The following is a 20,156-nucleotide window of genomic DNA, read 5'->3' as shown; positions in this document are numbered from 1 at the left end:
ACGGGTGGGCGGCGCGCGGCCCTGTGGGCGTGGCCACCCCCGCCGGCCCCGGCGGGGGTACGCGGACGCTAGGCCGAGGCCGCGGTCAGGCGGTTCAGCTCCTCGGGGGTGAGGGTGAGGTCGGCGACGGCGAGGAGGGCGGGGAGCTGGTCGACGGTTCGCGCGGACGCGATCGGTGCGGCGACGGTCGGCTGGGCGGCGAGCCAGGCGAGGGCGATGGTGGCGTGGGCGGCGCCGCGGGACTCGGCGATCTCGTCGAGGACCGTGAGGACCCGCGTGCCGGCCGGGGTTTCGAGGTACGCGCCGGCACCGGCGGCACGGGGGCTGTCGACCGTCGTGCCGGGGCGGTACTTGCCCGTCAGGAAGCCCTTGGCGAGGGCGAAGTACGGGACGGCGGAAAGGCCGGAGTCGGTGGCGAGGGCCTGGAGGGGGCCCTCGTAGGTGTCCCGGGAGACCAGGTTGTAGTGGGGCTGGAGCGCCACGTAGCGGGCCAGGCCCTCGGCGGCCGAGAAGTCCAGGGAGGCCTTCAGTCGTTCGGGGGTGATGTTGGACGCGGCTATCGCGCGGACCTTGCCGGCCTTCACCAGGTCGTCGAGGGCGGTGATGATCTCCTCGACGGGGACTTCGGGCTTGTCGAAGTGGGTGTAGTAGAGGTCGATGTAGTCGGTGCCGAGACGGGTGAGGGAGGCTTCGGCCGCCGCCTTGATGTTGGCCGCCGTCAGGCCCTGGTACTCGGGGTGCTGGCTCACCTTGGTCGCGATGACCACGTCGGCGCGGTTGCCCCGGGACCTGACCCACCTGCCGATGGTCGTCTCGGACTCTCCGCCCTTGTTGCCCTCCACCCAGGCCGAATAGGAGTCGGCGGTGTCGACGAAGTTGCCGCCGGCGGCCGCGTAGGCGTCGAGAACGGCGAAGGACTGTGCCTCGTCTGCGGTCCATCCGAAGACGTTGCCGCCGAGGGAGAGCGGGAAGACCTCGATGTCGGACGTGCCCAGCTTGCGAAGAGAAGTCATGTCCAACGTCAACCGGCGAGGCGGACGCCCGCATTCCGCCCCAGCGTGAACGGTACGTGAAGCCGTGGAGCGGGGGGCCTCGGCCGACGCCGGGTGCCTGCTTCGTCGACGGCCCGCCCTGCGGTCTCCCTCCTCCTCACCAGCACACCGTCCGGCCCCACCTACCTGCTCCGCCCTGTACCTGCACTACCTGCACTGCCCTGTCTCGCTCTGCCCTGCACCCGCTCTGCCCTGTCTCGCCCGGAGATGACGAACGCCGCGTAGTCCTCACGGACTTACGCGGCGTCGCTGGTTCCGACTGGCTCTACGGGGTCAGGCCCTTGCTGCGCAGCCACGCCGCCGGGTCGATGCCGCTGGCCGAGCCGCCGGGGTGGACCTCCATGTGGAGGTGGGCGCCGGTGACGTTGCCGGTGGCGCCCACGCGGCCGATGACGTCGCCGGTGGCGACCTTCTGGCCGACGCTGACGCCGATGGAGGACTGGTGGGCGTACCAGATCTCGGTGCCGTCATCGAGGGTGAGGACGGTCTTGTAGCCGTAGGAACCCTCGTAGCCGGCCTGCGTGATGGTGCCGCTGTGGACCGCCTTGATGAGGGTGCCCGTGGGGGCGGCGAAGTCGAGGCCGGTGTGGTAGCCGGAGGACCAGTAGGGGCCGGCCTGGCCGAAGGTGGAGGTGAGGGTGTACGAGGAGGTCGGAAGCGTGAACTGCTTGGCGAGGGACGCGAGGCGCTCGGCTTCCTTCTTCTCCGCGGCCTCTTCCTCCGCCTTCTTCTTGGCGGCGGCTTCCTTCGCCTCGGCTTCCTTCTTCTCCTTGGCGGCCTGCTCGGCGGCCTTGTCCGCGGCGGCGGTCTGGGCGGCCTCGGCGGCGGCCTTGTCGGAGGCGTCCTGCTGGGACTCGGCCTGCGCCATGATGCGGGCGCGCAGCGCCTCACCGGCGTCGGCGGTGCCCTGCTCGGTGTCGGCGGCGGTCAGGCCGGCGCTGCTGAGCGGGGTGGTGGAGGCCTGGGGCTCCGGCTCGTCGGCCTCGTCCTCGAAGACCGAGCCGACGTTCGGCATGTCGGGCATCGAAATGGACACCGGGGCCTTGCCGGACTGCGCGCTGGCCATGCCGGCGCCGCCGACGGCTGCTATGACACCGACGCCGAGAACCGTGGAGCTGCGGGCCAGTCCGCCACGGGCGAGTCCACCGCGCGGCTTGGCGACGCGGTGCCGGCCGCGAACGGGGCGGATGGTCTCCTCGCTGGGATTCCACTCCTGCCAGGGGCCCTCGTTGTCGCTGTTGTAGCTGCCGTAGCCGAACGTCTGGCTCTCGCCTTCGCGTTGGCTCGGTACGAACGGGGCTTCGGTCGCGGACCGGTTCGACGCCACGTGGGCGCGCTCCTTCCTTCCTTCTCGCCTACCGGGTTAGCTGACGGGTTCGGAGCAGGAAGGTCTCCTACGCGCGTAAACCGGACATGCGGACTGCCACGACGGTTTCCGTGCGATTCACCCCAGGGTGGTGGTTCCCCGGTTCCCTTGCGGGATTCGGCGCGTGAGCACGGAGCCGTCTCTTGTGACGGCTGGGACGACCGCGCTGCGTTATCGAACGTTAATAGACGCGAGTACTCCATTCCAAGCTGTTCTGAATGATCGTTCCGGCCTGCGCGCTGGACTTTACGGGGCATGGGGGGTTTAAAACGGGCGAGTTGACCTTGCCTCACGAGTAACAAAAGTTCTGACGATACATCAGCTTCTATACGGAGGACGGTCACACAGACACGTTCTGTGATATCGAGGCCCGCTGGTCGTGAGAGAGGTGAGAGACGTGAGGGTTGTGAGAGACGTGTGGGCGGCTGATTGTCAGGAGCGGCGGACCGCCAGGAGGGCCATGTCGTCCGTCGTGCTGTCGCCCGTGTGTCGGCGTACTTCCTCCGCGAGGGTCGTCAGCAGGGTGCGCGGGGCGGAGAAGACCCGGCCGGACAGGCGCGCGGCCGGGTCGTAGAAGACGCCGCGCGCGTCCCGCGCCTCGGAGAGGCCGTCCGTGTAGAAGAGCAGCGTGGCGCCGGGCGGGAACCCGGTCTCCTGCGCGCGGTCGGGCCAGGTCCCCAGGTCCTCCATACCCAGCGGGAGCGCGGACTGCGGGGCGTCCAGGGTGCACAGCGTGCCGTCGGCGTACAGCAGCAGGGGTGACGGATGGCCTCGGTTGACGATCCGGGCGAGGCCGGCACCGTGCGGGAACTCCGCCAGTGCGGCCGTCACGAACCCCTCACGCTCCACCGCCGCGTCCCGTCGCGCGGCCTCCCGCCTCGTCGCCTCCCGTGCCAGCGCCCGTTCCAGCCGCTGGGCGACCGCTTCGAGCGTCGACTCCTGCTCGGCCGCCTCCCGGAACGCGCCGATCAGCACCGCCACCGCCGACACGGCCCCGAGCCCCTTGCCGCGCACATCGCCCACGATCAGCCGTACGCCGTGCGGCGAGTCCTGCACCGCGTACAGATCGCCGCCGATCGACGCCCCCGCCTGCGCCGCCTCGTACCGCGCGGCGAACTCCAGCCCGCCGATGCGCTCCTGCGGCACGGGCAGTACGGCCCGCTGGGCCGCCTCGGCGATCTCGCGGGCGGTGGCGAGCCGGGCGTCGCTGCGGCGGACGAGACGGTTGATCAGTACGGCCAGTACGGCGACGGTGACCACCGTGGCGATCTCGGTGATCGCGTCCACCTGGCTCGTGTCGCCGTAGTAGGCGCGTACGGCGGTGATGCCGGCGACCGAGGCGGCGCCGGTGATCACCGTGCCGTGCAGCGAGAAGAGCGGGGCCGCGACGAGGGGAGCGGCGGTGAAGAAGGGGACCGCCGTGAACTCGCGCGGAGTGAAGTGGTCGTAGAAGAGGCCGACGGCGATCAGCAGGCCGGGAATGAGGCGAGCGAGCGTACGGGTGTGCGAGAACCGCCACCCACCCGGCTCTCTCACACCCTCCACTCCCTCTCGCTGCCCCACGGGTACAGGGTTTCCGGGGGTGGCGTGCGGGGCCAGTCGGCGGGGCCGAGTGGGCTAGTGGGAGGGGTGAGGGCCGGAGAGAGGAGGAGGGAGGTAGGAGGGTGGGAGCCGGGACGGGCGGATTGCGTGGGGAGGAGGCACTGCTCCGGCCTGGGGGGGCGGATATGCCGCTGTCGGCGGTTGGTTGCCGGAGGGCGGTGGGGGGCCGGCAGCTGCTGCCGGAGACCGGGGCGGCTGCGGGCGGCTGCGGCTGCCGGGGTCGTCTCCTCGCCCTGCCGCGCGCGGCCCTGTTCCCGCCCCGGGGGCTCAGCCCGCCGTCAACCCGGTCAGTCCCGTCAGCTCCGGCAGGGGGAGCGTGTGGTGGGTCTGGAGGACCTTCGCGCGGAGGTAACGGACGTTGTGGGCGGTGGTGAAGACGCCCGTGGGGACGCGGTCGCGGACGCCTACGCCCAGGTCGCGGAGCTGCTGCGCCTTGTCGGGGTTGTTCGAGAGCAGGTCCAGCTCGTCGATGCCGAGGGCACCCAGCATCTGGGCCGCCGCCGTGTAGTCGCGGGCGTCCTCCGGCAGGCCGAGCGCCGCGTTCGCCTCGTACGTGTCGAGGCCCTGGTCCTGAAGGGCGTACGCGTCGAGCTTGTTGTAGAGGCCGATGCCCCGGCCCTCCTGGCGGAGGTAGAGGAGGACACCGCCGCGCTCGGCGATCCGTTCCACCGCCTCACGCAGCTGCGGACCGCAGTCGCAGCGGGCCGAGCCGAAGACGTCGCCGGTCAGGCACTCGGAGTGCAGCCGGACCAGCGGGGCCGCGCCCGGGGCGGGGTCGCCGAGGACGAGTGCCAGGTGCTCCTGGCCGTCGACGAGGCCGTGGAAGGTGACCAGTTCGGCGTCGACGCCGTAGCCGTCGTGGAAACGCAGCGGTACCCGGACGCGGGCACGCGGGGTGGCAGCGGGAAAGTCGGGCATGCGGATCTCCGGTCCTGGTGCGGACGTCGCCATGCTTCAGATTTGAAGCACAGCGCTCGGCAGGACTCTAACCCCTGCTTCAAATTTCAAGCAACCCGTTTGGAGATGCCTCACATTCCCGCAACACAGGGAATGCGCGGCGGCCCTACTGGCCGGACTGGCTCGACGGGCACGCGCGGCGGCGCCACGGCAGGTCGTCGGAGCCGACCGCCGCCCGCGGGTCCCCGCCCTGGATCGCCGTCGCGATGGCCGCGCAGATCTCCTCGAACTGGCCGATCTGCTCGGGGCTGAGGTGGTCGAAGACGGCCTTGCGGACCGTTTCGACATGGCCCGGCGCCGCACGCTCCAGCAGGGCCATGCCCTCATCCGTGAGCACGGCGACACTGCCCCGTTTGTCCCACTGGCAGTCCTCGCGCCGCACCACGCCGTCCTTCTCCAGCCGGGTCACGACATATGTCAGCCGACTGCGCGTGATCTTCAGGTGCTCGGCGAGGTCGGTCATCCGCATCCTGCGGTCCGGCGCCTCGGAGAGGGCGGCCAGCACGGAGTAGTAGAGGTGCGGCAGGCCGGCCTCCTGCTGGAGCTGCCGGTCGAGCGCGTCCTCCAGGAGCGAGCTCGCGGCCACGTAGGCGCGCCAGGCACGCTGCTCCTCGGGGGTGAGCCAGCGGGTCGTCATACGTACAGTGTAGTTATTGTTTAAAACTTGAACCAAGCCCACCGCCGACGGCCTCCATCGCGGCCGACGACGGCCTCCCCCGCCACCATCGTCACCGCCCCCTCGACACAGTCCCGGCCCCGGCCCGGTCCCAGCCCCAGTCCCCGTCCCGGCCCGAGCGCCGGTCCCAGTCCGAGTCCCCATCACCGTCACCGTCACCGTCACGCCAGGGAGTGCGTCCATGCCCCAGCCCTACGTCCTGTTGTCCGCCGCCGTCTCCCTCGACGGCTTCCTGGACGACACCGGACCCGAGCGGCTGCTGCTCTCCGGTCCGGCCGACTTCGACCGGGTCGACGAGGTGCGCGCGGCGAGCGACGCCATCCTGATCGGCGCCGGCACCCTGCGTACCGACAACCCCCGGCTGCTGGTCAACTCCCCCGAGCGCCGTGCGGCCCGCGTCGCCGCCGGGCTCCCGGAGTACCCGCTCAAGGTCACGGTCAGCGCGTCCGGCGATCTCGACCCGACGGCCCAGTTCTGGCACACGGGCGGCGAGAAGGTCGTGTACACGACGGACAAGGGCGCGGAGCGGCTGCGCGGGCTGGGCCTGCCGGCCGGGCCGAACGGTGTGGACGTCGTCTCCGTCGGCCCCGACCTGGAGTGGCCCACCCTCCTCGACCACCTCGCAGACGCACGCGGCGTCCGGCGCCTCATGGTGGAGGGCGGCGGCCGCGTGCACACCCAGCTGCTCCAGCAAGGGCTCGCGGACGAGGTGCAGCTGGCCGTCGCACCGGTGTTCGTGGGCGAGACGGACGCGCCGCGGCTGTTCGGGGCGGGCGCGTATCCCGGGGGACCGAAGAGCCGGCTGCGGCTGCTGGAGACCCGGCCGGTGGGCGACATCGTCCTCATCCGGTACGCCCCCACCGTCCCCGGCGTCGGACCGGCCGTCTCCCCCGCCGACCGGCACTGGCTCGCGCTGGCCTGCGAACTGGCCGCCGAGTGCCCGCCCTCGCAGACCGCGTTCAGTGTGGGGGCGGTCGTGGTCGCCGAGGACGGTACGGAACTGGCCCGCGGCCACTCCCGCGAGGGCGGCGACCCCGCGGCCCACGCCGAGGAGGCCGCCCTCGCCAAGCTCGGCCCCACCGACCCGCGCCTCGCCTCCGCCACGGTCTACAGCAGCCTGGAACCGTGCGCCCGCCGCGCCTCCCGACCCGCGCCCTGCGCCCGGCTCGTCCTCGACGCGGGCGTCCGCCGTGTCGTGACGGCCTGGCGCGAGCCGGACACGTTCGTCGAGGACGCCGCCGTCGGCAACGCGGTGCTGTCGGCGGAGGGGGCCGAGGTCGTCGTACTGCCCGAGTACGAGGGTCGGGCGAAGGCGCCCAACAACCATCTGGTCGACTGACGAGCGCCTGCCGACCGGCCGGACAAAGGTGTGGACGGCCGGGTGGATCCGCGGCGATCGGCGGTAATCGGCGGTCGCCGTTAACCCGTGTGCTTGGGGTCCCGCGGATGGCGTACACTGGTTTCAACGACGCGGGGTGGAGCAGCTCGGTAGCTCGCTGGGCTCATAACCCAGAGGTCGCAGGTTCAAATCCTGTCCCCGCTACTGAAGACCTGGGGCCGGAATCCGATGAAGATTCCGGCCCCAGGTGTTTGTGCGCCCTCATGGCCTCTGTGCGCCCTGATTGCCTAGGGCAGGGTGCGGCGGGCCGTCGCCACCGCGTCCGTGTAGAGCTCGCGCGTGAGGTCCTCCGGGGCGATGCCCAGGTCGTCGAGTACCGCGCGGATGTCGTCGAGGACTGCGGCCAGCTCCACCTCCTCCTGGACCAGGCTCTCGATCTCCAGGAACGTGCCGTCCAGCTCGGGGACCCGTACGAGGGTGGCGAGCATCCGTCGGCCGTACGCCTCGAAGGCGTGGCTGCGGCAGCGCTTCTCGAACACGATCGCCGGTACATAGCCGAGGTGCTCCAGGATGGCGTGCGCGATCTGCGAGTCCCCGATCCGCGTCTCGTACTCGGGCTTCGACCCGGACGCCTCGTCCACCGCGGCCGCCTTGAAGGTGAGCAGGGTCCGCCTGTCGCCCGTGCCGTGGTCGACGAGAAACCGCAGCCGCAGTTCCTCGCCCCGGGCGCGCAGGCTGCCGTCCGGCAGGTCGTAGTACGTGTCCTGGTACGTCTCGGACCTGCCCTCGGCCCACTCGCCGAGCACCCGCGCCACCGCCTCCGGCGCACGGACCCGGGCCTTCAACTCCGCCTCGATCACGACCCGTTCCTCTCCTCACCCACCGCTCTCCCCCACTCCCCTCCCTCCTCCTACTGTCCCCTCCGGCCGCCCGTCGGGGGAGAGCCCGTCGTGTGCACATCGACGGAAGGACGGAAGGAGGAGAGACGAAAAACGGAGAGGCCAAAAGGCCCACGCCACACAGTCCGCCGGGCCCCGCGCACCGCCCCGCCGACGCGCCCGTCCATCGGCATACCGCCCCGGACCCCGTCACCACACGTACGGCGGCTCCACGGCGACCAGGGTCGGTCGTCCCCAGCGGGGCTGGTGCCGGTTCGACGTCAAGGTGGCTCGACGATCACCCGACATCCCCTCAGTCCCGGCTCTGCCGCGAACCGTGCCGTGCCGTGCCGTGCCGTGCGGACGAAAACGAGAAGGCGGCCTGTGGGCGTGACTCGCATGGGTCGTGTCGGCATGCCTGCCTCGGAACGGCGTGCCAGGCTCGGTACCGCGCCGCGTGCGTCAGTCGGCGAGGCGTTCCGGGTTCGGTTCGCCGGCGGTCGTCGGTGAGTGCGGAACGAGGCCCGCATCGCGAGGAGGCAGTGCGCATGCCGGTCGGCACGACCGGGGCCGGGGCCACGTCGCCTCCGGACCCGATGACGCTTCTTCGCAGCCGCGCCTACTTGGTGCTTCTGGCCATGGCCGCACTGATCGGCGTGCCGGTGTCCGCGGCGGCGTTCGGCTTCCTCGCGCTGATCGGGGAGGTCCAGCCGTTGATCTACACGGATCTGCCCAAGTCGCTGGGGTTCGACGGGACGCCATGGTGGTGGCCGCTGCCGCTGCTCGCCGTAGGGGGGCTGCTCACGGCACTGACGGTTCAGTACCTGCCGGGGAACGGCGGCCATGAACCGACAGCCGGGTTCAAGCCCGTCGGCGCGCCCACACCCATCGAACTGCCCGGTATCTTCACCGCGGCCCTGGCGACTCTCTGCTTCGGCGCCGTCCTCGGACCCGAGGCGCCTCTCCTGGCGCTCGGCGGTGGGCTCGCCGCCGGCGCCGTGCGGATGGTCAGGCGCGACCCGCCCGAGCAGATGAGCGCGGTGCTGGGCGCGGCGGGCAGTTTCGCGGCCGTCAGCTCGCTGCTGGGATCGCCCCTGCTGGGAGCGTTCCTTCTGATGGAAGCCTCAGGGCTGGGTGGGGCGATGATGGGCCTGGTGCTGGTGCCCGGCCTGCTGGCCGCGGGCATCGGCGCGCTCATCTTCGTCGGGCTGGGATCGTGGACCGGGCTGGGCACCTACTCGCTGGCACTGCACGACGTACCCGAGGCCATGCGCCCGACAGCGGCGGAATTCGGCTGGGCTCTAGTCATCGGTCTGTCGGCCGCACTCGCGGGTGCGGGAATCCGGTGGCTCTCCGTCAGGCTCGCGACGCACGTCGAAAAGCGGCGGGTGCCGGCCACGGTGGTCATGGGCCTGGTCGTGGCGGGGCTGGCGATCGGCTACGCGGAGGGCACCGGCAAACCGGCGACCGACGTCCTGTACTCGGGGCAGACGGCGATGGATCCGTTCCTCACGCACAGCGCCGCGTACTCGGTGGGCGCGTTGTCGCTGCTGGTGCTGTGCAAGGGCCTCGCCTACTGCGCGTCGCTCAGCGCCTTCAGGGGAGGCCCGATCTTTCCCGCGATGTTCGTGGGAGCGGCGGGCGGCATCCTGTTCTCCCACCTGCCGGGACTGACCCTGGTCGCGGGGTTCGCGATGGGTATCGGAGCGATGAGCGCCGCGATGCTGCGATTCCCGCTGGTCTCCGTCCTGCTGGCCACACTGCTGATCGGTGCGCAGGGGGTCACCGTCATGCCGCTGGTGATCGTCGCGGTCGTGGTCTCGTACGTCGCGACGGCGTGGCTCACACCTCCTCCCGCGCCGGAACCGGCGCAGGAACCGGAGACCGGTCGGCAGCAGCCGTGAGCTGGAACGGGAGCGAGCCGCCCCGGACGCCCGGGGCAGAAGGTCCGCCCTGCTTACGAGAGGGGCCCCAGGATCTCCTGGGACTCGACGAGCCCCTGGTCGCTGGGGGCTTCGCCGTCCTCGAAGACGCGGGCCGCCTGCCGGGCCCGGAATGCGAGATGTGCCTCGGCGGGCTTGGCGTAGCCGTGGCGGGCGCGGGCCTCCGCAGGGGTCAGTACCTCCTCGTTGCGGGGAGGGATGCCGAGCTTCATCGGCGCGATCACCGCAACGGTGGAGGGCGAGAGCCGCGCCAGCAGGCGCAGTTCGGCCCTGGGGCTGAGGTGGGCGAGCGCGAAGGCCGTCTTCATGACGGGCACGATGAGCGTGTCGAGGAGGCGTGACTGCCGGATCCCCGCCATCTCGCGCATCCAGCGCGGCATGGTGGCGAGCGTGGCGATCCGCTGTGCCTTCGCGACAGCCAGGGTCACCGGTTTCGCCCAGCGCGGCGTCGGAGGGAAGACGAGCTCGCTCCTGAGCAGGTGGTTCATGGCCTGCCGGGCGATGGGGCTGGCGGACAGCTGCGGGCGCATCCGCTCGAAGTACGCCCGGACGCCGTCACGGCTGCGGGGAATGTCGTCCGGGGAGCACGTCTGCAGTTCCGCGGCGACCGCGCACGCCTCCCAGTACTCCTTCTCCTCCCGCGCGGTGAGCCTGCCGGGTCCGTACTTCTCGTACGCGTAGAGGATCGAGTGCCAGCCGGTGAGCTGGATCCACAGCTGCGAGGCGGGGTCGTTGGCATCGTAGGTGCCGTCACCGTAGGGCAGTCGGCCGATCGCCTTGGAATGGATCCTGACCAGGACATCGGCGGCCCCGCACACCTCCCGTGAACCGGCGAAGGCCACCATCGCGAAGTACCGCAGGGTCCGGTCGTAGCGAGTGCGGGAGCGCCGGTAGATGCCCTGGGTCGCGTGCACGGCGGCCACCAGCGGCGGGTCGAGTTCCTCCACGACCACGGCCCGCTGGAAGCCCACCGTCAGCGCCGTCGGATAGCTCCAGACCTTCCACACCACCGAACCCGGGCCGAAGAATCCGTAGTCCTCGTGCGGCTCGACCTCACTCCGCTTCGGCTTCGCCATGGAACCGCCCCTCACGCGTCCGCGGCGTGCGCCGCCGTCGAACCCCAATTAAGACACTGCTGTCTTAAATTAAGACACGCATGTCGTAAACTGCCAAGGTGTCAGCGCCCACCTCTTCGGAAGACCGGCCGCGCAAGCGACGCCCCTACGCCCCCCGCGTCCCGCTCGCGGAACGCCGTGAGCAGCTGCTCGACGCGGCGCTCGCCGTGATCGTGAGCGACGGCTACGACCGCATCTCCATCGACGCCATCGCGAAGCGGGCCCATGTCGCCCGGTCGGTGGTCTACGGCGCCTTCGAGAATCTCGACGCCCTGCTGACCGCCCTGCTCGACCGACAGCAGGCACGCGCCTTCGCACGGCTGCTCGAAACGATCCCCGGCCCGGGAGACCCGCGTGGCCCCGCCGCGGGAGACTCGCGTGCCCCCGACGCCGCGGACCCGCATGATCCCGCCGCGTTCGCCTCCGAAGCGGTGCGCCGGATGTCCGCGATGCTTCGCGAGGACCCGGACACCTGGCGGCTGATCCTGCTGACTCCGGGCAACATGCCCTCGGTCGTCCGCGACCGCATCGAGTCGGACCGCGAACGGTTCCGGTTCCGGGTCGAGGGATGGATCTCCCTCGTCCTGACCGACCGGAGCGGCCCGGAACTCGACCCGCGGGTCCTCGCGCACGCACTCGTCGCCTGTGCGGAACACTTCGGCCGCGTCGCGCTCACCGATCCCGGCGCATTCGAGCCGTCACACCTGGTCGGCCAGGTACGGGTGATCCTCGGCGCCCTCTGGCCGCCGACCCGTTGACGGCCGGTCAGCGGCGACGGCTCCGAGGGGCGGTCTCGGCGAAAGCGAAGCGGCGCCCGACCCGACCGAAGCCGCCCCGAGCGCCGCGCCGCAGGTCAGAGGGGATGTTCCCCACCCGCGAACCGTACGACGCGTCGCGGGCCACGACGGTCGAGGATGCCGCCGACGGGCATGCCGGCGACGGCCGAGATCAGGAGCGCGCCCGAGAAGGCGGCGGTGGTGGCTGGCCAGCCCCCGGTGGCGGTGGCTGACCAGCCCGTGGCGGCTGTGATCCGCGGATCGAGGACGGGGAAGGCGTAATGGACGATTCCCCGGCTGGTGATCTGGGTGGTGCGCAGGGCGGGCAGCGCGGGGCCGTGACCGGTCCTCCGGCCCGGTCACGGCGTCGCTGGTGTGGAGGTCGGTCACCGGCGGGTCAGCAACAGCCGCCCGCCGCGGCCGTTTCCTTCGCACCGATGCCGGCCTCGGCGGGGCCGGCGCAGCAGGCGCTGCCCCGCTGCTTGGCCAGGGAGTCGGCATCGGCCTTGACGACGTACACCTCCCAGGGCTCCTGGCCGGGGCCGTGGACCCAGACCTTGTCCTGAACGGCGTAGCAGCAGGTGGTGTCGTTCTCCACGTCGGTGGCCAGGCCCGCCTCGCCAAGGCGGGCGGTGGCGGCGTGGACGGCTTCGGTCGTCTCGACCTCCACCCCGAGATGGTCCATGCGGGTCGCCTCGTCCGCGGTGCCTTCGATGAGGACGAGCTTGAGCGGGGGCTCGGCGATGGCGAAGTTGGCGTAGCCGTCGCGGAGTTTGGCGGGCTCGGTACCGAAGAGCCTCGTGTAGAAGGCGATGGACGCGGCGAGGTCGGGGACGCGAAGGGCGAGCTGTACGCGGGATGTCATGGCAAACCTCCTGGGGTGGGTGGGGAGTTCAGCAGCCGGCGGAGGCGGTGGCCTGGGCGCCGGTGCCGATCTGGAGGGGGGAGGGTGAGGCGCAGCATCCGCCACCGGACCGCTCTGCGCTCTCCGGCTCGTCGAAGAGGCCCGCGCCGCCGCACACGCCCGTCTCCGGGAGGGTGAGTTCGACGCGCTCGGCGGCCTCGCGGTCGCCCGCGAGCGCGGCGGCGACGGAACGGACCTGCTCGTAGCCGGTCATGGCGAGAAAGGTCGGGGCGCGGCCGTAGGACTTCATGCCGACCAGGTAGACGCCCTGTTCGGGGTGGGAGAGCTCGTTCACGCCGTGCGGGTAGACGGTGCCGCAGGAGTGGACGTTGGGGTCGATGAGCGGGGCGAGGGCGGTCGGGGCCTGGAGGCGTTCGTCGAGGCCGAGGCGGAGTTCGGAGAGGAAGGACAGGTCGGGGCGGAGGCCGGTGAGGACGATGACCTCGTCGACCGGGTCGAGGCGGCGGCCGTCCTCCGCGACGAGGACGAGCTGGTCACCGTCTCGTTCGACCGCCTCGGTGCGGAAGCCCGTGGCGGCGGACGCGTGGCCGGCCTCGACGGCTGCCTTGGCCCGCAGGCCCAGTGCGCCTCGGGCGGGCAGTTCGTCGGCCTCGCCGCCGCCGTAGGTGTTGGCGCCGATGCCACGCCGCAGGATCCACACCGTGTGCGTCCCGCCTCCCTCCTCCTTCGCCAGGTCGGCCAGGAGCGCGAGGGCGGTGAAGGCGGAGGCCCCGGAGCCGACGACGGCGGTCCGCCGGCCCGCGTAACGGGCGCGGACGGCGGGGTCGTCGAGGTCGGGGACGCGGTAGGTGATGTGGTCGGCGGCGGCCTGCTCGCCGAGGGCGGGCAGACCGTCGGCGCCCAGAGGGCTCGGGGCGGACCAGGTGCCGGAGGCGTCGATGACGGCACGGGCGGCGATCCGCTCCTCGTGCCCGTCGGCGGACCGGAGGTGCACGGTGAGGGGCTGCTCGTCACGGCCGGAGTCGACCACGCGGTCCCGGCCCGCGCGGGCCACGCCGGTCACCGTGGCGCCGTAACGGACCTTGTCGCCGAGGACATCGGCGAGGGGCCGGAGGTAGCGCTCGGCCCAGTCGCCGCCGGTCGGGTAGGCGGAGGCGTCGGGGCGGACCCACCCGGTCGGGGCGAGCAGCTTCTCGGCGGCCGGGTCGACGACCTCGCCCCAGGCCGAGAACAGGCGAACGTGGGACCACTCACGAACAGCGCTGCCCGCCGCCGGGCCGGCCTCCAGGACCAGGGGTTCGATGCCGCGCTCGACGAGGTGGGCGGCAGCGGCCAGACCGATCGGGCCGGCGCCGATGACCACGACGGGCAGCTGGTCGGTGGTGAGCGCGTTCACGGGGTTCTCCCTTTGCTTCGACGTTTGTCGATGTCCTACTCGGCCAGAATGACACCTGATTAGACAATCGTCAACATAGACATATATCGAATCTGCTGGGATGACACACCCTCGCCACGCTGGTTCGACATGTGTCAACATAGATGCATGTCGAATATGAAGGTCCTACCGCTGCTGGAGCCCGAGGTCTCCGCGGCCGTGGCGCCGTGCTGCCCACCGCTGACCGAGCGACCCTTCACGGCCGAGGAAGCCGAGACGGCCGCACGGATGTTCAAGGCGCTCGGCGACCCGGTGCGTCTGCGGCTGTTCTCGGCGGTGGCCTCGCACGAGGGTGGCGAGGCGTGCGTGTGCGACATCTCCGATGTCGGGGTGTCCCAGCCGACCGTCTCCCACCACCTGAAGAAGCTCAAGGACGCCGGCCTGCTCACCTCCGAGCGGCGCGGCACCTGGGTCTACTACCGCGTGGAACCGTCCGTGCTGGCCGCGATGGGCAAGCTGCTGACCCTGACGCCGACTGACTCCTGAGTGGTCCGTGAACCGGAACCGATGTCAGTGGCCCTGTGGATGATGGGGCGATGACCATCGACGTCGAATGAGCACGGTGAGCCGGCAGAGATCGCTGCCGGCGCCCATGTGGTGGAGCAGATCCTTGACCGTGTTCTGCCGGACTGCCGGACTGCCGGACTGCCGGACTGCGCGCACGGACCGCTCGACGGGCAACTCGTAGCGCTTTTCGTAGTCGGCCAGATACTCCACCACGTGCTGCGCGTCGGGGTAGGTCAGGCCGGTCCGGGCCGGCATGAGACGCCCCGGCAGTGAGGAGTACGCGGCCAGGGAGAACAGGCGCAGCGAATCCCAGGCATGCTGCCAGGCGCCGCCATGCGTGGCCTGGGCGTCGAGGATGGCGAACTCCAGGCCGAGGCGGCGCAGATGGCAGCCGGCGGCGAGTCCGGCCTGGCCGCCGCCGATCACCACCACCTCGGTCCTGTTGTCGGTCACTCCGCCGACTGTCCGGGCATGAAGATGAGCGCGACCAGCGCCAGCCCGACCGCGCCGCCGATGAGCTGCATGCCGATGAAACCGCCGACCGAGCCGGGGGCGATGCCCGCGAAGGTGTCGGTGAAGGCACGGCCGATGGTCACCGCCGGGTTGGCGAAGGAGGTGGACGAGGTGAACCAGTACGCGGCGCCGATGTAGGAGGCGACGGCCACGGGGGCGTACTGCAGGCGGTTGGCGCGGGACAGGCCGAAGATCAGCAGGATCAGGCCGGCCGTGGCGACGACCTCGCCGAGGAGCAGGTGTCCCGCTGAGCGGTCGTGGGTGGACCACTTCACCAGCGGCTCGGCGAACATCGCGTCCGCGAGGATCGCGCCCGCGATCGCGCCGACGATCTGCGCGGGCAGATACACCGCCACCTCGCGCGGGGTGACCCCGGCGCCGCCGCGTCGGGCCGTCCACCACTCGGCCAGCGTGACGACCGGGTTGAAGTGGGCGCCGGAGACCGGGCCGAGCAGGAGGATCAGAATGCCGAGGCCGAAGACGGTGGCCGTGGAGTTGGCCAGCAACTGCAGGCCGACGTCCTGGGTGAGTTCGGTGGCCTGGATGCCGGAGCCGACCACGATCGCCACCAGCAGCGCGGTGCCTGTGAGTTCGGCGGCGGCCCGGGCGACCAGGGGAGTACGCGCAGGGGTGGCACCCGGCGCGGGTGCGGGAGCTGATGCCGCGGATGGCGCGGACTCCGCGGTCGGGGCGGCCTCGGCGGCGGTCATGGACAGGCCCTCTTGTTCTCGGCTGCGGTGCGCGCGGACTCGGCCAGGTCGGCGAACTGCCCGGCGAGTGAGGCGATGACGTCGGACTTGAGCCGGTAGTAGGTGAACCGGCCGCACGGCTCCGTCTCGACGACGCCGGCCTCGCGCAGCACTCTCAGATGGTTGGAGAGGTTGGTCTGCCGGGCGCCCGTCTCCTCCACGAGGTGGGTGGTGCACAGCACCTCTTTGGCGAGCAGGGTCACGATTCGAAGCCTGAGCGGGTCGGCCAGCACCCGGATCAGGTCAGTGTCGACTGACGTCATCATGTGCTGATACTGTCACATCAGTGGTGACTGACACCATCAGGTGCTGACATCATTCGCACCTGATGCCGTCGCGAGACAAGAGAGACCTCTGATGTCCGACAAGCCCTCTGTGCTGTTCGTCTGTGTCCACAACGCCGGCCGTTCCCAGATGGCCGCCGCGTGGCTGACTCACCTGGCCGGGGACCGTGTCGAGGTCCGTTCCGCCGGCTCCGCCCCGGGCGCGGGCGTCAACCCGGCTGCCGTCGCGGCGATGGCCGAGGTCGGCATCGACATCTCCGCCGAGGTCCCGAAGATGCTCACCGTCGACGCGGTCAGGGAGTCCGACGTCTGCATCACCATGGGCTGCGGCGACACCTGCCCCGTCTTCCCTGGCAAGCGGTACCTGGACTGGCGGCTGGAGGACCCGGCGGGCCAGGGCGTCGAGGCCGTCCGCCCGATCCGCGACGAGATCAAGGTGCTGGTCGAGGGCCTGATCAAGGAGATCGCGCCGGCCCCCCAGGCCTGAGCGCCGCGACCGACACGACCGCGGCTTGAGGGCATGTCCGTGGAGATACGCAACGTCGATGTCATCGGCTCCGAAGATCGCCTTCGCCTGGAACAGCGAGGTCGCCGAGATCCACGAGGGCGACGGCAAGCTCGCCGGGCTCACCCTGCGCGACACCGCCAGCGGCGAGACCTCCCGCCTCACCGCTGCCGGGCTGTTCGTCGGGATCGGCCACGACCCGCGCACCGACCTGGTCACCGGCCGCCTGAGCCGGGACGACGAGGACTGTCTCAAGGTCGCCTCCCCCTCCACCCGCACGGACGTCCCGGGCGTCTTCGGCGCGGGCGACCTCGCCGCGGCCCGAGCGACACCCGCACGAATCCGTGAGCACCGGCACGCGCCGCGAAGGCGTTCAGCCATCTCCATGAGGCGGTTGACGGCGTCGAGGAGCAACTGGCCCAGCCATGCTCGCCTCGCTGTTCCGACAGTGCCGAGCATGCCTCTGCCCCATCCCGCCTCTGCCGCAAGGCTCGCACCGCGCCGTCCGCTCTCGCACGGCCCCGAGAACGAAGCAGCGCCCGAGCCGACCGAAGCCGACCCGAGCGCTGCACAGCAGGTCAAAGGGGATATCCCCCACCCGCGAACCGTAGGCCCTGTGGGACTCGAACCCACAACCAATGGATTAAAAGTCCACTGCTCTGCCAATTGAGCTAAGGGCCCAGGCGATGTTGCCTCCCCGAGCATAGCCGGACGTGGCCGGGACTCCGATCGGGTATCGGTGACCCGGCCGCGTCGGCGAGCCGCAAAAAGGTCCGCCGTGGAACAGAACGGACGGAAGATCGCCGGAAGTGGGGCGAGTTGGCTGGTGCCCACGCCCCGTCAAGCATGGCGCCCGAACCGCCTCCGGCACGGCGCCCGAACCCCGTCCGGCACGGCACCCGAGCCCCCTCCCGCGGAGGAACACCCGCCCCCGACGGACCGATCCGCTACGGCGCCCCCTTCCGCGCCGCCTCCCGCGCCGCCTGCCGGGCCACGCTGCGCTCGTGCTCGGGGTTGAGGAACCAGTGGCGGGCGGAGGCGACCCACCAGATCGCCGCGAAGCCCAGCACCACCAGGACGGCGACGGGCGCGTAGTTGAAGTTCTCCCAGGTGACCGGGGACAGCTGCGGGAGCATGAACAGCACGGTGATCGCGAAGACCCAGATCACGGCGATGATGCCGATGGTCCGGGACCAGCGCCCGAGGTGCCAGGGGCCGCGCTCGAAGGCGTCGCCCTTGCGCAGCCGCAGCAGCGTCGGGATGACGTACGCGATGTAGAGGCCGATCACCGCGATCGAGGTGACGGCGGCATACGCCGTGACATTGATCAGATACGGGAGACCCAGTACCAGCGCGCCGCCCGCCGCCAGCCAGACCGCCGCCACGGGGGTGCGGGTACGGGGGCTGACCGTGTGCCAGACGTGCGAGAACGGGAGCGCGCCGTCGCGCGAGAAGGCGTAGATCATGCGGCTGTTGGCGGTGACGGAGGCCATCCCGCAGAAGAGCTGCGCGCCGATGATGACGAGGAGGAGCAGCTTGCCGCCGGTCGCACCGAGCGCGTCGAGCAGGATCTGCGCGGGCGGCACCCCGGTGGCCGACTCGCGGGCACCGTCGTAGGACTGGATGGCGAAGGTGAAGCCGAGGAGGAGGACGAAGCCCGCCACCCAGGACGTCCAGATGGACTGGACGATGCCCTTGGGGCCGGCCGTCGACGCGTCGTGCGTCTCCTCGGTCATGTGGGCGGAGGCGTCGTACCCGGTGAAGGTGTACTGCGCCATCAGCAGGCCCAGCAGCACCACGTACAGCCCGCTGCCCCAGCCCGTGTTGTTGACGAACTCGGTGAACACGAACGACGCCGGCTGATGGCTGTCGGGGACGATCGCGAGCGCCCCGACGATGACGACGACACCCACGACGTGCCACCACACGCTGATGCTGTTCAGCATGCCGACGATGCGTACGCCGAAGGTGTTCAGGAGGCCGTGCAGCAGCAGGATCGCGGCGAAGAGGAGGATCGTCCCGCCCGGAGTCACCTCGACGCCGAACTCCAGGTTCAGATACGCCGCCAGGAAGGACGCCGCGCCGAAGTCGATGCCGGCGGTCACGGCGACCTGGCCGAGCACGTTGAACCAGCCCGTGAACCACGCCCAGGCGGCCGCGCTGCGCTCCGGCGCCAGTCGGTGGGCCCAGAAGTACAGGCCGGCGGAGGTCGGGTAGGCCGAGCAGATCTCGGCCATGGCCAGACCCACGAAGAGCGTCATCAGGCCGACGGCGACCCAGCCCCAGGTGATCACCGCGGGCCCGCCGGTGTTCATGCCGAAGAGGTAGAGGGTCATACAGCCGGAGAGGACCGAGATGATCGTGAAGGAGACCGCGTAGTTCGAGAACGCGGACATACGGCGGGCGAGGACCTGCGTGTAGCCCAGTTGGGCGAGCCGTTCCTCGTCGGACACCGAGACCGACACAGAGTCCGGAGCCGAAGCCCCGGCTGCCCCACGGGCTATGTCGTCATCTGTCATGCCCCCAGCAATTCCCTTCCCAGGGACATGACATGCGCCACACCGTGGCCGAAAACCGGCGGGAACCGGACGGAGCAAGGCAGAACAAGGCGGAACCAGGCAGAGCAAGGCACAACAAGACCGAAGGGCCCGTACGACCGGAGTCGTACGGGCCCTTCGACAAGTCAGCAGGCGTCAGCCACCAGCCTCAGCCGTCGGCCGCAGCCGTCAGCCTCAACGATCGACGTCAGCGATCGATGTCAGCCGTTGCGCTTCCAGCGCGGCTTCTCGTCGCGACGGCCGAAGGAGGAGCCGGTGCCCGAGCCGGTGCCCGTGCCGGAGCCGGTGCCGGTTCCGGTGCCGCGGTGGTCGTCACGACGGCCGTACGGACGCTCGTGGCCGCCGGAGCGGAAGCCCGGACGGTCGCCGCCCTGCCGGTCACGGTTGACCGGACGGTCGCTGCCCCGGTGGCCGCCACGCTCGTCGCGACGCTCGAAGGTACGGCCACCACGGTCGCCGTCCCGACGGAAGCCACTGCCACCACGGTCGTCACGACGCTCGAACGAACGGCCACCGCGCTCACCGTCACGACGCTCGAACCCGCCACGGTCGTTGTCCCGGCGGAATCCGCTGCCACCGCGGTCGTCACGACGCTCGAAGGTACGGCCACCACGGTCGCCGTCCCGACGGTCGTCACGGCGGTCGTTGTCCCGGCGGAAGCCACTGCCACCGCGGTCGTCACGACGCTCGAAGGTACGGCCACCACGGTCGTTGTCCCGGCGGAAGCCACTGCCACCGCGGTCGTCACGACGCTCGAAGGTACGGCCACCACGGTCGCCGTCCCGACGGTCGTCACGGCGGTCGAACCCACCGCGCTCACCGTCGCGGCGGTCGTCCCGGCGGAACCCGCCGCGGTCGCCGCGGTCGTTGTCACGACGCTCGTAACCGCCGTTGCCCCGCTCGTCGCGGCGCTGACGCGGCTGGTCGTTCGAGGGACGCTCGTACGCCGGACGCTCGGCCGGCTGCTCGACGATCGCGGCCGGGGCCGCGACCGGCGCGCCGTCCGCCTCGACGGCGACGGCGGCGGTGGCCTGCG

17 protein-coding genes, 2 tRNA genes, 3 pseudogenes and 1 riboswitch are annotated in these 20,156 nt (G+C 71.1%); of the genes and pseudogenes, 7 read left to right on the top strand and 15 right to left on the bottom strand.

The annotated features are described in order from the left end of the window. Positions 1–68 precede the first annotated feature (68 nt). The 5 genes from AWZ10_RS37495 to AWZ10_RS37475 all read right to left on the bottom strand — a co-directional run bounded on the left by AWZ10_RS37495 (position 69) and on the right by AWZ10_RS37475 (position 5,614). Positions 69–1,013, bottom strand: coding sequence for an aldo/keto reductase (locus tag AWZ10_RS37495; protein WP_060893242.1), 945 nt, complete (start codon positions 1,011–1,013; stop codon positions 69–71). A 304-nt stretch (positions 1,014–1,317) separates the two neighbouring features. Then, the gene (locus AWZ10_RS37490) at positions 1,318–2,379 is read right to left on the bottom strand and encodes a M23 family metallopeptidase (protein ID WP_037689263.1); all 1,062 of its coding nucleotides are present in this window, start codon (positions 2,377–2,379) and stop codon (positions 1,318–1,320) included. 10 nt (positions 2,380–2,389) lie between these two features. Then, a riboswitch (cyclic di-AMP (ydaO/yuaA leader) is annotated at positions 2,390–2,551 on the bottom strand. 299 nt (positions 2,552–2,850) lie between these two features. Further along, positions 2,851–3,963 (bottom strand): PP2C family protein-serine/threonine phosphatase, encoded by a 1,113-nt coding sequence (locus AWZ10_RS37485; protein WP_046707993.1) that lies wholly within the window; start codon positions 3,961–3,963, stop codon positions 2,851–2,853. Positions 3,964–4,287: 324 nt separating this feature from the next. Continuing rightward, on the bottom strand, positions 4,288–4,938 hold the full coding sequence (locus AWZ10_RS37480; RefSeq protein WP_037689267.1) for a GTP cyclohydrolase II: 651 nt from the start codon (positions 4,936–4,938) through the stop codon (positions 4,288–4,290). Positions 4,939–5,083: 145 nt separating this feature from the next. Next, on the bottom strand, positions 5,084–5,614 hold the full coding sequence (locus AWZ10_RS37475) for a MarR family winged helix-turn-helix transcriptional regulator (protein ID WP_060893241.1): 531 nt from the start codon (positions 5,612–5,614) through the stop codon (positions 5,084–5,086). A 220-nt stretch (positions 5,615–5,834) separates the two neighbouring features. Between AWZ10_RS37475 and AWZ10_RS37470 the strand changes: the two genes are divergently transcribed. Then, a complete protein-coding gene (locus AWZ10_RS37470; RefSeq protein ID WP_060893240.1) occupies positions 5,835–6,992 on the top strand; it encodes a dihydrofolate reductase family protein in 1,158 nt (385 codons plus the stop codon). Positions 6,993–7,122: 130 nt separating this feature from the next. Further along, a tRNA-Met gene (locus AWZ10_RS37465) sits at positions 7,123–7,196 on the top strand. An 83-nt stretch (positions 7,197–7,279) separates the two neighbouring features. Here AWZ10_RS37465 and AWZ10_RS37460 read toward each other — a convergent pair. Then, positions 7,280–7,852 carry a class IV adenylate cyclase gene (locus tag AWZ10_RS37460; RefSeq protein ID WP_060893239.1) on the bottom strand — a complete coding sequence of 191 codons (573 nt, stop codon included), beginning with the start codon at positions 7,850–7,852 and terminating at the stop codon, positions 7,280–7,282. Between the two features lie 566 nt (positions 7,853–8,418). Here AWZ10_RS37460 and AWZ10_RS37455 point away from each other — a divergent pair. Further along, positions 8,419–9,774, top strand: coding sequence for a chloride channel protein (locus AWZ10_RS37455; RefSeq protein WP_060893238.1), 1,356 nt, complete (start codon positions 8,419–8,421; stop codon positions 9,772–9,774). 53 nt (positions 9,775–9,827) lie between these two features. Here the strand turns inward: AWZ10_RS37455 and AWZ10_RS37450 are convergent, their stop codons facing one another. Then, positions 9,828–10,889: an oxygenase MpaB family protein gene (locus AWZ10_RS37450; protein ID WP_060893237.1), complete on the bottom strand. Its 1,062-nt coding sequence runs from the start codon at positions 10,887–10,889 to the stop codon at positions 9,828–9,830. A 98-nt stretch (positions 10,890–10,987) separates the two neighbouring features. Between AWZ10_RS37450 and AWZ10_RS37445 the strand changes: the two genes are divergently transcribed. Continuing rightward, complete coding sequence (locus tag AWZ10_RS37445) at positions 10,988–11,686, top strand: TetR/AcrR family transcriptional regulator (RefSeq protein WP_060893236.1); 699 nt, start codon at positions 10,988–10,990, stop codon at positions 11,684–11,686. A gap of 415 nt (positions 11,687–12,101) precedes the next feature. Here AWZ10_RS37445 and AWZ10_RS37440 read toward each other — a convergent pair whose 3' ends face one another. Both AWZ10_RS37440 and AWZ10_RS37435 read right to left on the bottom strand, forming a co-directional pair. Continuing rightward, the gene (locus tag AWZ10_RS37440) at positions 12,102–12,569 is read right to left on the bottom strand and encodes an ArsI/CadI family heavy metal resistance metalloenzyme (RefSeq protein WP_046704438.1); all 468 of its coding nucleotides are present in this window, start codon (positions 12,567–12,569) and stop codon (positions 12,102–12,104) included. Positions 12,570–12,597: 28 nt separating this feature from the next. Beyond that, complete coding sequence (locus AWZ10_RS37435; RefSeq protein ID WP_060893235.1) at positions 12,598–13,965, bottom strand: NAD(P)-binding domain-containing protein; 1,368 nt, start codon at positions 13,963–13,965, stop codon at positions 12,598–12,600. A gap of 147 nt (positions 13,966–14,112) precedes the next feature. Here AWZ10_RS37435 and AWZ10_RS37430 point away from each other — a divergent pair, with 147 nt between their 5' ends. Continuing rightward, positions 14,113–14,490: an ArsR/SmtB family transcription factor gene (locus tag AWZ10_RS37430; protein WP_046704436.1), complete on the top strand. Its 378-nt coding sequence runs from the start codon at positions 14,113–14,115 to the stop codon at positions 14,488–14,490. 165 nt (positions 14,491–14,655) lie between these two features. Here AWZ10_RS37430 and AWZ10_RS37425 read toward each other — a convergent pair. From AWZ10_RS37425 to AWZ10_RS37415, 3 genes and pseudogenes are all read right to left on the bottom strand, one after another. Then, positions 14,656–14,964 (bottom strand): annotated as a pseudogene (locus AWZ10_RS37425) (NAD(P)-binding domain-containing protein); the annotation flags it as partial. Then, the gene (locus AWZ10_RS37420; RefSeq protein WP_046704435.1) at positions 14,961–15,734 is read right to left on the bottom strand and encodes an aquaporin; all 774 of its coding nucleotides are present in this window, start codon (positions 15,732–15,734) and stop codon (positions 14,961–14,963) included. The gene AWZ10_RS37420 and the pseudogene AWZ10_RS37425, both read right to left, overlap by 4 nt. Continuing rightward, the gene (locus AWZ10_RS37415; RefSeq protein WP_046704434.1) at positions 15,731–16,039 is read right to left on the bottom strand and encodes an ArsR/SmtB family transcription factor; all 309 of its coding nucleotides are present in this window, start codon (positions 16,037–16,039) and stop codon (positions 15,731–15,733) included. Before AWZ10_RS37415 ends, AWZ10_RS37420 begins: the two co-directional genes overlap by 4 nt. A gap of 91 nt (positions 16,040–16,130) precedes the next feature. On the opposite strand from AWZ10_RS37415, the gene AWZ10_RS37410 reads away from it, so the two are divergent. Together AWZ10_RS37410 and AWZ10_RS48885 are read left to right on the top strand one after the other, a co-directional pair. Continuing rightward, positions 16,131–16,544 carry an arsenate reductase ArsC gene (locus AWZ10_RS37410; RefSeq protein WP_046704433.1) on the top strand — a complete coding sequence of 138 codons (414 nt, stop codon included), beginning with the start codon at positions 16,131–16,133 and terminating at the stop codon, positions 16,542–16,544. 70 nt (positions 16,545–16,614) lie between these two features. Continuing rightward, positions 16,615–16,884: pseudogene (locus AWZ10_RS48885) on the top strand (NAD(P)/FAD-dependent oxidoreductase); the annotation flags it as partial. 286 nt (positions 16,885–17,170) lie between these two features. On the opposite strand, the gene AWZ10_RS37400 reads toward AWZ10_RS48885, so the two are convergent. The 3 genes and pseudogenes from AWZ10_RS37400 to AWZ10_RS54405 all read right to left on the bottom strand — a co-directional run. Further along, positions 17,171–17,243, bottom strand: a tRNA-Lys gene (locus AWZ10_RS37400). Between the two features lie 266 nt (positions 17,244–17,509). Further along, a complete protein-coding gene (locus AWZ10_RS37395; RefSeq protein WP_060893233.1) occupies positions 17,510–19,081 on the bottom strand; it encodes an amino acid permease in 1,572 nt (523 codons plus the stop codon). Between the two features lie 239 nt (positions 19,082–19,320). Next, positions 19,321–20,156: pseudogene (locus AWZ10_RS54405) on the bottom strand (DEAD/DEAH box helicase); the annotation flags it as partial.

Source organism: Streptomyces europaeiscabiei (assembly GCF_001550375.1).
Classification (GTDB): domain Bacteria; phylum Actinomycetota; class Actinomycetes; order Streptomycetales; family Streptomycetaceae; genus Streptomyces; species Streptomyces europaeiscabiei.
The sequence above is the reverse complement of the archived record's forward strand: the minus strand, read 5'-3'. Positions and strand labels throughout refer to the sequence as shown.

Excerpts from the sequence above, each read along its gene's own strand:
- AWZ10_RS37495 (WP_060893242.1), bottom strand. The coding sequence starts at position 1,013 with ATGACTTCTCTTCGCAAGCTGGGCACGTCCGACATCGAGGTCTTCCCG.
- AWZ10_RS37480 (WP_037689267.1), bottom strand. The coding sequence starts at position 4,938 with ATGCCCGACTTTCCCGCTGCCACCCCGCGTGCCCGCGTCCGGGTACCG.
- AWZ10_RS37475 (WP_060893241.1), bottom strand. The coding sequence starts at position 5,614 with ATGACGACCCGCTGGCTCACCCCCGAGGAGCAGCGTGCCTGGCGCGCC.
- AWZ10_RS37470 (WP_060893240.1), top strand. The coding sequence starts at position 5,835 with ATGCCCCAGCCCTACGTCCTGTTGTCCGCCGCCGTCTCCCTCGACGGC.
- AWZ10_RS37455 (WP_060893238.1), top strand. The coding sequence starts at position 8,419 with ATGCCGGTCGGCACGACCGGGGCCGGGGCCACGTCGCCTCCGGACCCG.
- AWZ10_RS37450 (WP_060893237.1), bottom strand. The coding sequence starts at position 10,889 with ATGGCGAAGCCGAAGCGGAGTGAGGTCGAGCCGCACGAGGACTACGGA.
- AWZ10_RS37440 (WP_046704438.1), bottom strand. The coding sequence starts at position 12,569 with ATGACATCCCGCGTACAGCTCGCCCTTCGCGTCCCCGACCTCGCCGCG.
- AWZ10_RS37430 (WP_046704436.1), top strand. The coding sequence starts at position 14,113 with ATGTCGAATATGAAGGTCCTACCGCTGCTGGAGCCCGAGGTCTCCGCG.
- AWZ10_RS37420 (WP_046704435.1), bottom strand. The coding sequence starts at position 15,734 with ATGACCGCCGCCGAGGCCGCCCCGACCGCGGAGTCCGCGCCATCCGCG.
- AWZ10_RS37415 (WP_046704434.1), bottom strand. The coding sequence starts at position 16,039 with ATGATGACGTCAGTCGACACTGACCTGATCCGGGTGCTGGCCGACCCG.
- AWZ10_RS37410 (WP_046704433.1), top strand. The coding sequence starts at position 16,131 with ATGTCCGACAAGCCCTCTGTGCTGTTCGTCTGTGTCCACAACGCCGGC.
- AWZ10_RS37395 (WP_060893233.1), bottom strand. The coding sequence starts at position 19,081 with ATGACAGATGACGACATAGCCCGTGGGGCAGCCGGGGCTTCGGCTCCG.